The organism is Microbacterium sp. ZW T2_14, assembly GCF_044987405.1.
Taxonomy (GTDB): domain Bacteria; phylum Actinomycetota; class Actinomycetes; order Actinomycetales; family Microbacteriaceae; genus Microbacterium.
On record NZ_JBJDRK010000055.1, the window covers coordinates 1 to 12571 of the forward strand.

Sequence of the window (12571 nt, forward strand, 5' to 3'; positions counted from 1 at the left end):
GCGTTCCATCGGCGCCACCACGCGACGCCCGCGATGCCGCCGCCGACGACGGTGGCGACGCCGACGAGAAGCAGGAAGCTGCCTGCGTGGTAGATCGGCCAGGCCGCCACGGCCGCCACGACGGCGATCACCAGCGCGAACGCCGCACCGGCCGCGATGCGCGGCTCGAAGGGCAGGGTGCTGTCGCGCGCTGCGCGCGGCTCGTCGGCGCTCATGAGGTCGCTCCGCGAAGCAGCAGGCCCGCGAGGTCTTCGAGCGTGCCGACCGTCAGGACCGTCATGCCGGAGACCGGCTGCATGCGCGGGTGCGCCCGTTCATCGCAGATGAGGCCGACCACCTCGGTGTCGCCCGGAAAGGCGAGCGCCGCCTGCTGCAGCCGCGTCAGGGGCACGCGCGAGCCCACCACGACGAACGCGATCGACAGGCGCTCCCCCGACTCGGCGGTCAGGCGACACACCTCGCCGACGGGCATGGTGCTCTCGAGCAGGTCGACCCCGCTGAAGCCGTCGAGCATCGGCCGCGGCGCCGGCGCGGGGATGTGCCGGATCGCGCGCAGCCGCCCGCGCACCACGCGCGGGATCTCGGAGCCGACGACGATCTGCACGTCACGGGCGTCGTGCACCGCACGCAGGCCGAGAGATGCCGCGCACGAGACGGCCAGTTCGAACTCGTCCGCGTCGGCGTACTCCGCCTCGGCGACGCCCAGCACGACGGCCATTCGCGAACGTCGCGACTCCTCGTACTGGCGCACCATCAGGCGGCCGGTCTTCGCGGTCGACTTCCAGTGGATCTGGCGGCGGGAATCGCCGGGGGCGTATTCGCGGATCGCATGGAACGACATGTCGGCGTCCACCAGGCGCCGGGTCGGATTGCCCTCGAGGTCGCGGATCAGGCCCGCGCTCGTCGACGGCAGCGCCGTGGTGCGGGGGTGGACGAACACCTGGTGCACGTCTTCGAACGCATGCTCGCGACGCAGCAGGCCGATCGGGTCGCTGCGCACCGTGGTGGCCGGTCCCACCGTGACGATCCCGCGGCGCAGCCCGGGGATGTCGAGGGGCTGCGAGATCGAGTGCCCGGGCCGCAGCAGCGGCACTCCGAACTCCACCAGGCCCGCTCCGACCGGGATGTCGATGCGCCCCGGCAGCGACAGCCGGTGCCCGTCGTTGCGCACCACGATCTCGCCGGCGACGTCATCGCCTGCCACGACGCGCTCGTGAGTGAGGGTCAAGTCGACGTCGTACGACCGCGCTCCGAACAGGAACGGGATCGCTGCGACCACCAGGACGAGGGATGCCGCACCGGCGACCATCCACTCCACCCAGCCGAACAGCATCCCGAGAAGCAGCCCTGCCGTCGCCGCCGACGCGACCAGGGCACCGGCCGGCCGGATCGTGGCGCCCGCCCAGTCCGCCGCCGCCGAGATGCCCGAGCCGGCGGTGCGCCACGCGTTCGCACCCCACACCGCGGCGCGCACGAGCGCGCGACCACGGCGCGACCGGCCGGTGCCGTACGCCGTGGACGTGCTCGTCGAGGTGACGTGCGTGCGTCCGGCCGTGCCGGTGCGACCGGCGGCGCCGGTGGAGTGGACGGTGCGGGTGAGCCGCGACTCTTCGAGCGTCATGCGGTCTCGCGGCGGGAGGGCGGTGCGACATCGAGCAGCACCTGCCCGATCACGGTCTCCTGCGTGACGCCGTCGAACTCGGCCTCGGGGTGCAGGATCAGGCGGTGCGAGAGCACCGGCACGGCGAGCGCCTTGACGTCGTCGGGCGTCGCGTAGGTGCGGCCCTGCGACGCGGCGCGCGTGCGCACCGCACGCGTCAGGGCGAGCGCTCCACGGATGCTGACGCCCAGGCGCACCTCGTCGGCGGAACGCGTGCTGTCGACCAGGCGCGCGATGTAGTCGAGCACGAGCGCGTCGACGTAGACCTGCGCGGCGAGGTCCGCCATGCCGACGAGCGCCTGGGGCGTGATGATCGGGGTGAGCTGGGCGGTCGCGACGGCGGCGCCGTCGAGGATCCGGACGGTGGCCGCGTGGTCGGGGTAGCCGAGCGACGTGCGCATCATGAAGCGGTCGAGCTGCGCTTCGGGCAGACGATAGGTGCCCGCCTGCTCGACCGGGTTCTGCGTCGCCAGCACGAGGAACGGCACGCCGACGGGACGCGAGACGCCGTCGATCGTGACGCGCCCCTCTTCCATGACCTCCAGAAGCGCCGACTGCGTCTTGGGGCTCGCCCGGTTGATCTCGTCGGCCAGCACGATGTTCGCGAAGATCGGGCCCGCGTGGAATTCGAACACGCCCTCCTTCTGGTCGTACACGCTCAGGCCGGTGATGTCGCTGGGCAGCAGGTCGGGCGTGAACTGGATGCGCGTGTTGGTGCCCTGCACCGACTGCGCCATGGCGCGGGCGAGCGAGGTCTTGCCCGTGCCGGGCACGTCCTCGAGCAGCACGTGGCCGTCGCTCAGCATCGCCGTCAGCACCAGCTCGACCACGCGCCGCTTGCCCAGCACCGCGCGCTCCACGTTGTCGGCGATCTGCCCGAACGTCTGCACGAACCAGTCGGCCTGCTCCTGCGTGATGGTCATGTCGTTGTCGTCCTCGGTGTCCGTGTGCTGTCGCGTCGTGGATGGGAGTGGATGCCGCGGCCTGCGCCTGCCGTGCAGCCCGGTGTCAGGGGGTCGGCGGAGGGGCCGGTGCCCTGCCGCTCGCCCAGGTGGTGCCGTTCCAGTAGGCGTCGGAGGAGTCGCCGAGCACCACGTACTGCCCCTCGGCCCAGGCGGTCGTCTGGCCCAGGGCGCCGAGGGAGCGCAGTTCGTTGAGGTTGCCGGGCAGACGTGCGTAGTCGGGTGTGAAATACCCCGCGGAGCCGGCGACGACGCCGGTCGGCAGAGGTTCGTTCGGCGTACAGGACGCCTGGGGCAGCTCGGCGCCTCTGACCGGCGAGAGCCCCCAGCCCTGGGCGTTCCAGTCGACCGTGACGCGGATGCCGGTGACCGTGGCTGCGCCGTTGGGGACGTGGGTGCGGTTCGCCGTGTCGGTGATCTCGCGGCCCCGGCTGGTGAAGTAGCGCGCCGCGGAGTAGTCGAACACGAAGTTCGCCTTCGAGCCGTCCGGGGCGTTGGAGGACTGCCCGGCCGCGGCGATGGTGCCGCCGCCGGCGCACGAGGTCACCCCCCACGTCGCCTGCACCTGGTACGGCGCGCTGCCCGCCTTCGGCGTCACCGCCGCCCAGTCCGTCGCGGTGTTCCACCAGTCGTGCACGTAGCGCACCCGGATGCCGGGGTTCGTGCCGATGACGCTCGTGCCGGGGCCCCAGCCCTCGAACTCGACGTGGTTGCGGTTGGGGACGTTGTCCGTCGTCGTCGGGTCGCTGCGGATGATCCACTCCGCGTGCAGGTCGCTGACGTTCGGTGCGGCATCCACGACGAACGTCCAGCCCCTCGGCGCCCTGCCGGACTGCTGCGCCCGGACGCTCTCGGTGTCTTCGGCGCGGCCGTACGAGCGGTCGCCCCAGACCGACTCCACGCACATCCGGTAGGAGTACTCATCGCCGTCGTCGACGGTGAAGGTGGCTGTCGAGCCGCCCTCCGCCACGCAGCGCTGCCCGTCCGGCACGATGCCGTAGAGCAGCCTCGACCCGTCGCCGTTGAGTGTCGCCGACGCGCTCGCGGTGATCGTCGAGGTGCCGTCGCCGTTCGACGCCGAGCTCAGCGCGAGGTGGGGCGATTGCGGGCTGCCCACGCCGTTGGCCTGCACCGTGACCGCGCTGCCCGACGCACTGCCCCCGAGTCCCGGCGGCAGGTCGAAGCGCGAGTAGGGCGTCACGGTGATGATCGTCGCCCGGTTCGTGCCCACCCGGTACCACGGAAGCTCGACGGTCGGTCGGTTGCCGTTGACCGGAACGCGCACGGTCTCGCCGGTATCGCTGCGGATCTCGAGGCTGCCGGTGGCGTTCGTGTCGACCCCGTCGATCACGAGCGAGACGATGCCGCCCTGGCCGTCGCCGGTCTGCACCGGCGCCGCGGTGACGGCCGACGGCGCCGGCGGCGCGTCGTACGCCCATGCCACCGTGCGCACGGCCGCCTTCGACTCGCCGACGGAGTTGACCGCCCACGCCTCATACGTGCGCTGCTCGCCGTTGGGGGCGGGCAGCGAGGGGCAGACGCCGTCTGCCGTGCACCGCGCGACCTCCGCCCCGTTGGAACGGATCACGAAGCCGCTCAGCGCCGGGTACGCCTGGCGCGCCTGACCGGGATCGACGCGCAGCGTCACGGTCCCGTTCCCGTACGACGCCTGGCTGACGCTGGCCGGCGCCTTCGGGTAGCCCAGCAGATCCAGCAGCACGCGGCCGTTGCGCTCCGAGCTCGTCACGCGGCCCTGTGCGTCGCGGACCGAGAACGAGGCCGCACAGGTCGCCCCCGGGGCATCCCCTGTCCATGTCGCCGTGACGGCCTGCGCCGACGCGACGGCGAAGGCCACGCCCGCGCAGGCGGCGGTCGACTGCACGCCGACGAGCTCCAGGGGCGTTCCGGGCAGCGGATTGACCTCGCCGGAGGCGCCGATCACCGGGAACGTGCACGACGCGCCCGACGCCTGCGTGCACTGCTGCACCACGGACCCGCCCTGCGGGAGCGTCGACGGCGCCGCGCCGACGCGGAGGATGAGGCGGGCGGGAGCGACCGCCGGGTGGCTCGTCACGGAGACGATCACGGCCTCCTCCGAACCCGGCACGGCCCGGTCGGCGCCGGTCACCGACAGGATCGAACCGTTCTGGACGACCTCGAACGCGCCACCGGGATGCTCGATTGCATAGACGATGCCCTCCCAGTCGGCGCGCAGCTGCCAGGTCGTCATCGTCCGCAGATCGTACGTGGCCGTCTCGCCCGGGCCGACGGTGATGGACGCAGGGCGCAGCTCCGGCTGGGGGTCCCGCGGCTTCACCGTGATCGGCACGGAGAGGTAGGTCCAGTCCGCCTTGGCGTCGAGACGCACGGGCACCTGACACGCGTCCACCCAGGGGGCGCCGGTGCCCGCGTCGTAGCGCACCGTCGTTCCGGACTCGACCGAGCAGACCGCTTCCGGGCGTGCGCCGGAGGCCTTCGCGTCGGCGCCCACCTCGATGCGGGTGCCCTTGGGCCGGGCCACGAGATCGGCCATGTCGAAAGACGTCGACTCCTGCTCGGTGACCTCGGGGCTCTGGGCGCCGGCACGCAGCGTCAGCGCCAGGTCGTCGTCGCCGGGCACGCGGAGGAAGCCGTACGACGTGACCTCCTCGCCGGACGCGCTCGTGCCCGTCACCCCGAAGGGGATCAGCCGCGTCTTCTCGGGGAGCTCGCCGCGCAGCTTCGACCCCTGCACGGAGACGCCCTCGGGCTCGCCCCAGAGCGACATCGTCAGCTCGCCCACGTCGCCGCCCGACCACGTCACCTTGCCATCGAGCACGTCCACCCCGCGCGGGAAGTCGTCTCGCGTCTCGACCGTGAGGTTCGTGTCGGCCACGACCGGATAGTCGGGAACCTGCTCGCGCACGACCCGCACCACGACGAGGCCGCGGCCCGTGTTGCCCGACGACGACTCGACGTCGTACAGGAACGACATGGTGGCCGGCTCGTCGCCCGCGGCGATGACGACGGTGGCGTCATCGACCTCGAGGATCCGGTCGTTCAGGCGTGCGTACTCGGGGTTCTCAGTGCCGTCCATCAGGGTCGGCGGCGCATCCGGGCGGATGTCGGTGACCTGGAGCGTCCCCATGGTCGGATCCACGTCGTTCGACAGCGGGCTCACGCGGATCGTATTGCTCTCGCCCGCCTGCACCTGCACGTAGTCGGTGTACGTGATGGGGCTCGGGTTCGCCTCGCTGTCGAGCACGCCCACGCGCACCGTGCCCTCGGCGGTCTCACCGAAGGAGTCCACGACGCGATAGCGGAACGAGACCTGGCCCTTGTCGCCCGGAACACTCGTGTAGGTGATGGATGCCCCGTCCGCAGCGATCGCGGCCGCACCGCGCTGCGGCTGCTCGACGATGCGGTCGAGTGTCACCACATCGCCGTCGGGGTCCATCCCGAAGCCGTCGAACTCGATCTGCGCGGACTGGCCGCTGAGGACCCGGCCCTCCATCGTGTCGGCCGTCGGGGCACGGTTGGCGTCGTCGTCGATCACCTGCACGCGCACCCTCGCATCGTCGGCGAGCGACGGCGCCCCGGTCGTGAAGACGGAGTAGTCGATGCCGTACTCGCCGGGCTCGAGCGGGGCGAGATAGCGCAGCACGTCGCCCGACGCGAACGCGAGCGCGGTGTCGGTCGTCGACGCCACCGACGCCGCGTTGAGGGTCGGTCGCCCGCCCGCCGGCGAGATGTCGTTGTCGAGGACGGGGATGTCGATCTGCGCTCCCGCGCGCACGACGACGGTGTCGTCGACGGCGATGGGCGCGAGCTCCGGCGCCGGCGGCAGCAGGTAGACGGTCGCCTGGCCCTGCACCCGCGATCCCGAATCCTCGGTGCCGTCGCTGACCAGGTACGTCACGGTGCCGAGGCGACCGGGGCTGCCGTCGGCGGTCGTGCCCGATACCCGGAGATGATTCTGCCCCACCGCGTCGACAGACAGGGTGGCCCCGTCGTCGGCGAGTGCGGCCACGTCGCTCAGCAGCAGCACCCGGCGCGTCGGGTTGGACACCGCGTCGAAGACCTCGAGGGTCGCGTCCTCCTGCGGATGGACGAACGCGACCACGGGCGAGGTCGCCAGCTGGGCGGGGGCGTCTGCGGGCAGCAGCGTGATGCGCGCCGTGCCCGTCGCCTCGCTCGTGCCGTCGGTCACCGTGAAGTCCACGCGGTACGTCCCGGGATCCTGCGACGTGAAGTCGAAGGAGGTCGACCCGCCGACGGCGGTCGCCGTCGCCGCGGCGTCGTCGAGCACGCGCACCGAGTCGAGCGCCAGCGTCCCCGCGGTCCCCGTCACGTGGTCGGCGACATCCACCGTGATGCCGGACGCGACAGTGTCGGTCACCGCGAACGACTGCACGGCGAGCTTCGGCTGCGGCGACACCCGCACCACCAGCGGCTTCGTGCTCGTCTGACCCTGCGTATCGGCGACCGTGACCGTGAGCTCGATCAGCTGCTCGCCGGTCTGACCATCGTCGCTGTGCTGGTACACGACGTCCCCGCCCGGCGTCGCGGCGACGCTGCCCACTCCGTCGGCGTTCTCGACCGACAGGAGCAGCAGCGGGTCGCCCTCGGGATCGACCCAGCCGTTGAGCACCGGCACGGTGACCGTGCCGCCGAGAGCGACCTCGGGCTGCGGCCACTGCACGAGGCACCGGTCGACGCCGCACCATTCGGGCGCGGAGTCGGCCCCGGCTCCCGCGACGCTCAGCGTCACCGTCGTCGCGTCGGAGTTCAGGCCGTTCTCGGCCGTGCCGTCGGTCACGGCGTACGAGAACGTCGCCGTTCCGCTCGCACCGGCCGCGACCTGCACGGCGAAGCGCTGGCCGTCGTCGGTGATCGAGACCACGCCGAACGCCGGATCGAGTCCCGTGAGCGACGCCGGATCGATGGTGAGGACGTCCTCGTTCGGGTCGTGGTCGTTCAGCAGCACGGGCAGCGTTGCGAGGCCGCCGGCGCGCACGCCGAACCCATCCGGCTCGGCGATCGGCGGCTTCGGGTCGAGGACCACCTGCAGCTGTTCGTCACTCGGCACCGCGTCGGGGTCGGTGCGGTCATCGAGGGTCCAGTCCTGGCTCGACGGGATCAGCGCGCCATCGGGAACCGACCATGCCCAGCCCGACCGCGTCTCGTTGAGGATCACGGCCGAGCCGCCCGCCACGAACGCGGGCCTGCGACCGTCGCCCATGCTCTGACCGCCGTAGTCGAGCGGCACCGTGCCGTCGTCCGAGCGCCACAGCAGACCGCCGCTGTCGCCCTGCCCGAGCCATGCCGCATAGGCGACGCCATCATGCGTGACCGGCTGGGCCGGTGTCCCCACGACCGCCCCCGTGGCGCCGCCCACCTCGACCTGCATGTCCGATCCGTCCGCCGGCACGCGCACCAGCGTCGTGTCGTCGGCGAGGTACACGCTCGAGCCGCCCGCGTCGGGACTGCCGACCACCACGGTGCCCGTCGTCGGCGCCTGCGACGCGGCATCCTGCCCGCGCAGCCAGACGTCGCCGTCCTCGGTGTCGACCAGCGCCCACGTGTCCCCCGCCGCCGTGATGGCGGGCGCTGCCAGCCCCTCGGCGTCGAGCGCGTCGCGCCCGCGCACGTCTCCGTCGCCGATGTCGAAGCGCAGCACCGAGCCGTCGGTGCGCGAATAGGCGAACAGCATGCCGCGGGTGTCGACCGCGATGGCGTCGGCTGTGTACCCCGGCGCGTTCTCGTCGTCCGAGGGGAACGGGTCGAGCTTCGACGCCGAGCCGCCCGACAGGCGCCCCGCATGCACCGCGCCGGAGTCGGTGAGATAGGCGACGTAGTCCCCCGCCGTCACCACCTCGGTGGTGCCCGCGGGGGTCTTCTGCGAGGTCTGCAGGGCCTCTTCGTCGAGGTCCACGGGCATCGACTCGTCGATGCGCGTGACGGTGCTGTAGCTGTCGCTGAAGAGGTAGGCGCCGTCGCTGGCCTGTACCACCTCGTCGGGGTTGCTGATGCTGCGGACGGTGTCGAGCTCGCCGACCGACGTGTTGACACGGGCGTAGCGGCGACCCTCGCCGGTCTGCAGCGCCCATACCGCGGTGTCGACGTCGGGCGTCTCCTGCGCATCGAGTCCGGGCCACACCACGCTCACGCCGATGACGGCGGCCACCACCGCACCCGCGGCCACCAGGCCGAACAGCGTTCCGCGCCGCATCAGAGCGCTCCGACGGCGACGAGCGTCACCACGACCGCGCCCGCGCCCGCCAGCAGGCCGACGCCGATGCCGACGATCCAGGGCAGCGCCCGGCCGCCGTTGCGGCGGCGACGCACGGGCGAGGAGATCTCGGTGTCTTCGTCGCGGGCGAGGCCGGCGACGCCGGTGCCGGCGCGTGATTTGCGGGTGACGTCGCGCTCGACCCGGGAGCGGGCCGGACCACGCAGGCCGGAGTCGGCGAAGTCCACGGGGCCGGATGCCGGAGTCCATTCCGTGTTCGGGATCTCGAGCGGAGTCGGTGACAGCCCCAGTTCGGCCTGCACGCTCCGCAGCGCCTCGCCGAACGCCCGGGCGGAGTCGTACCGCCGCGCCGGGTCGCGGCTCATCGCCGTCGCCAGCACCGTCTGCAACACCATCGGCACGTCGTACCGCGGGATCTCGACGTAGGTCGCGCGGGCGATACGCCGCCGCAGCAGGTCCTTGGTGTTCTGGCCGCGCTCGCGCCGCTCGAACGGACTGTGGCCCGCGAGCAGGGAGTAGATGGTGGCGCCGAGACTCCACACCTCGCTCGTGACCGTGCCGCTGGTCTGCTCGGCGATGACCTCGGGCGAGCTCCACGGGATCGACATGGCGAGCACCTCGCCGCCGCTCTTGCGCTGCAAGGAGGCCGAGATGCCGAAGTCCGCGAGCACCGGGGTGCCGAAGGTCGTGATGAGGATGTTGCTCGGCTTGACGTCGCGGTGGATGAGCCCGGCGCGATGCGCGGACTCGAGCGCGCTCGCCATGCGCACCCCGATCGCGAGCACCTCCTCGACCGGGATGCGCTCGACCCGATAGCGCTGGGCGAGGGAATCCGGGCAGTACTCCATGACGATGTACGGTCGCCCGTCGGCCGAGATGCTCGCCTGGTAGACCGTCACGATCGAGGGGTGGGCCGACAGATGCGCCAGCACGTCGGCTTCGGCGTTGAACATGCGCCGCAGCTCGGGGTCGCGCACGTCGCTCGGCATGACCTTGACAGCCACATTGCGGCGGGGCATGTCCTGCTCGTACAGGAAGACATCGGCGAATCCGCCGGAGCCGAGCGGGCGGATATAGGCCAGCCCGGGGAGGATCGGGGGCGCCGACGGAAGCCGTGTGGCCACCACACCTCCCCAGAGTTCGTTACCGCGATCCGACCCTTGCCCTCGTGAAGGCAACAAACCTGGCCATGCTAGCAAAACCACCTCGGAGAACCCGCCGCTCACTCGCTGCGTCGGCCCGCCCGCACGGGCTCACTCGAGGCGGTCGGCGTCGCCGGGATCGTGAGGGTCGAACGGGGCGTCGAGCGACTTCGTGAGATCGGCGAGCATCGCCTCGATCTGCGGCTCGACGAACTCGCCCACGGCGGCCTGGATGCGCAGGCGATGGTGCAGCAGGATCGTGCACACCTCGCGCCCGACCATGTTCGCGTAGTCGTCGGCCAGGCCGACCTCCTGGCGGAGAGCGGCCTTCGCCTCGTCCGTCAGCGGGGGCAGGTCGGGGACGTGCGCATCGGCCTCCTCGGCGAGACCCGCGATCGTGAAGAGGAACGGCGCGCCGGGCACCGGATCGGGGTCCAGCGGCAGACCCTCGAACTCCGGGTCGAGCCCCTCGCCGGGACGATAGCTGCGCGCACGGTTGCGGGCCGCCTGCTGGTCGAGCTCGGCCTGCAGCATCGGCAGATTCAGCGCCGTGTATTCGGCCACCGAGCGGTCGACGATCGTCTTGATGCGCGTCGAGAGTCCGTGCTGCACTCCGTGGGGAACGTCGGCGCCGAGCCCTGCGGCCGACAGCACCGGCGATCCGAAGCAGCGCCGGCACGGTGCCGTCCGGCCGCGGTGCGTCGCGGGCTCCCACCGCGGCAACCAGGCGAGCCAGGCGTCCACCGCCTGGCTGACCTGGGTCTCGAGCGACCGCTCCACCCGGTCAACGCTAGTACCCGGCATCCGTTCACGCCCGGATCAGCGCGGAATTCCGCGGCGGCGCGCCGCTCACTCGTCGAAGTCGTCCTCCCACGGCCACCGCGGGCGATGCGCATGGGTGCGCACGAGGGCGATCCCGCTCCACGCTGCCACGAAGGCGGCCGCCGCGACGACGACTCCGAACCACGAGGTGGCCAGGCGTCCGGCGACCGCGGTCGCGACCGCCAGGTCGGTGCCCGTGAACAGCGCCGCGAACCACACCCCTCCGACGTATCCGATGAAGGCCGCGGCCGTCGTCCATGCGGCGCCCCAGTACGACGGATGCCGCGCCCCGGCGCCGGCGGCAGAACCCGAGGCGACACGCGCCGATGCCGGATCCGGGCCGTGCGTCGGGGGCTGCGTGTCGCCTCCCGCCCGGGCGATCGCGCCCCACAGTCCGCCCGCGAAGGCCAGTGTCGCGCAGACGACGCCGGCTGCGCCGGGGATCTGCCCGAGACCGGGGGTCGCGATCACGTCCTCGCCGGTCACCAGGCTCGTGATCCCCAGCCCGCAGATCGTCAGCGCGATGAAGCCGATGGTCGCGAATGCCAGCGCGACCGGCGGGCGCACGGGACCCGCCGAGCCTGCGTCCGCCCTGTCACCGGCCATGGCGCCAGCCTACGTCGCGACCGGGCTCCGGGGCGGGGTGCGGCTAGGCGCGGACCAGCTGGGGGCCGGCCTCGAGCGTGCGCTCGTACTCGCGCTGCGCCTCGATGTTGAGCTCCGTGACGCGCGCGGCGCGCGCGGCGGCCCACGCGCCGAACCAGATGGTCAATTCGCGGCCGATGACGAACGCGGCGATCGCCAGCGGCGTGAGCAGCTCGGCCTCGGCGAGGTCGCCGCCTTGGCTGGCGGTGAGCTCCCAGAAGGGCGCCTGGAAGAGGGCCCCGAGGATGTGCCCGCCGTAGGCGGCGATGCCGACGAGGATGCCGAGGATCACCCACGCGCCCCAGCGGCCGCGGTTGATGATCGCGCCGAGCAGCCAGAACGCGAAGAAGAAGACGACCACGGGCACCCAGAGCGACCACGTCGACAATGCGCCGAGGACGGTCGTCCCGACGTTCTCGCCGGTCACGTCGCCCTCGATGGCGTCGACACCGAGCCAGACCGCCAGATACAGCACGGCGAACGCGAGGGCCGCGAGGAGTCCGATGGCCCCGGCGGCCGCACGGTTGCCGCGCGGCCGGGGCGCCTCGGGCGCCTGCACGAAGATGGGCTGCGGAGCGGCAGCGGCGACCACGGCGGGCTCGGCGACGACCGGTTCGGCGGCCACGGGCTCGCTCGGCGTGACGACGGGCGCTGCCACGACGGTCGGTGCGTCGTCGGCGGCCACGGGTGCCGCTGCCGACGTGTAGTCCAGGGATGCCGCCTCCGGCGATGCCCAGGGGTCGGGCTCCGCCTCGGCCGGAGCGGCGGTGACGGGCGTGACGATCTCGTCGGCCGCGACGTCTGCGCGCTCGGCGGTGGACCGGTCTGCGGCCGCTCGGTCTGCGGGCTCGTCCGCCGCGGCGGGAGCCTCGTCGTGCGGTGCCTCCGCGGCGTCCGGAGCATCTGCGGAGGTGGTCTCGGCGTCGACCGCGTCACGGCGGGCCGCCTCTGCCTCGGCGAGCCCTTCGTTCGCTCGACCGACGACGTCGTCGACGCCGTGGGGCTCTTCGACGGGTTCGCCGTAGGACGACTTGGGGTCACTCATCGCAGGCACTCCTCACGCAGGGCCAGTCCCTGCAGTGGCAGAGTAGCCCGCGCGCCCACGCAT

At 72.4% G+C, this 12571-nt stretch carries 8 protein-coding genes; all 8 read right to left on the reverse strand.

Features of this window, described 5'->3' with window-relative positions; translation table 11 throughout:
- The coding region (locus ACI3KY_RS16390) for a hypothetical protein (RefSeq protein WP_404931214.1) at positions 1–215 on the reverse strand (215 nt) is incomplete at its 3' end.
- A complete protein-coding gene (locus ACI3KY_RS16395; RefSeq protein ID WP_404931215.1) occupies positions 212–1621 on the reverse strand; it encodes a DUF58 domain-containing protein in 1410 nt (469 codons plus the stop codon). The genes ACI3KY_RS16395 and ACI3KY_RS16390, both read right to left, overlap by 4 nt.
- Positions 1618–2583: a MoxR family ATPase gene (locus ACI3KY_RS16400; protein WP_194414524.1), complete on the reverse strand. Its 966-nt coding sequence runs from the start codon at positions 2581–2583 to the stop codon at positions 1618–1620. The genes ACI3KY_RS16395 and ACI3KY_RS16400 overlap by 4 nt, the downstream gene beginning before the upstream one ends.
- Before the next feature lie 85 nt (positions 2584–2668).
- Positions 2669–8833 (reverse strand): Ig-like domain-containing protein, encoded by a 6165-nt coding sequence (locus ACI3KY_RS16405; RefSeq protein ID WP_404931216.1) that lies wholly within the window; start codon positions 8831–8833, stop codon positions 2669–2671.
- Positions 8833–9978 carry a serine/threonine-protein kinase gene (locus ACI3KY_RS16410; protein WP_404931217.1) on the reverse strand — a complete coding sequence of 382 codons (1146 nt, stop codon included), beginning with the start codon at positions 9976–9978 and terminating at the stop codon, positions 8833–8835. Before ACI3KY_RS16410 ends, ACI3KY_RS16405 begins: the two co-directional genes overlap by 1 nt.
- Positions 9979–10107: 129 nt before the next feature.
- Positions 10108–10776 (reverse strand): spermidine/putrescine ABC transporter substrate-binding protein, encoded by a 669-nt coding sequence (locus ACI3KY_RS16415; protein WP_404931218.1) that lies wholly within the window; start codon positions 10774–10776, stop codon positions 10108–10110.
- A 69-nt stretch (positions 10777–10845) separates the two neighbouring features.
- Entirely contained in the window at positions 10846–11424 is a 579-nt protein-coding gene (locus ACI3KY_RS16420) for a hypothetical protein (RefSeq protein WP_404931219.1), read from the reverse strand.
- 43 nt (positions 11425–11467) lie between these two features.
- Positions 11468–12508, reverse strand: coding sequence for an ABC transporter (locus ACI3KY_RS16425; protein ID WP_404931220.1), 1041 nt, complete (start codon positions 12506–12508; stop codon positions 11468–11470).
- Positions 12509–12571 lie beyond the last annotated feature (63 nt).

What these genes read in the sequence shown, in the direction of transcription:
- ACI3KY_RS16425 (WP_404931220.1), bottom strand. Translation starts at nt 12,508, where the DNA reads ATGAGTGACCCCAAGTCGTCCTACGGCGAACCCGTCGAAGAGCCCCAC.
- ACI3KY_RS16395 (WP_404931215.1), bottom strand. Translation starts at nt 1,621, where the DNA reads ATGACGCTCGAAGAGTCGCGGCTCACCCGCACCGTCCACTCCACCGGC.
- ACI3KY_RS16420 (WP_404931219.1), bottom strand. Translation starts at nt 11,424, where the DNA reads ATGGCCGGTGACAGGGCGGACGCAGGCTCGGCGGGTCCCGTGCGCCCG.
- ACI3KY_RS16400 (WP_194414524.1), bottom strand. Translation starts at nt 2,583, where the DNA reads ATGACCATCACGCAGGAGCAGGCCGACTGGTTCGTGCAGACGTTCGGG.
- ACI3KY_RS16405 (WP_404931216.1), bottom strand. Translation starts at nt 8,833, where the DNA reads ATGCGGCGCGGAACGCTGTTCGGCCTGGTGGCCGCGGGTGCGGTGGTG.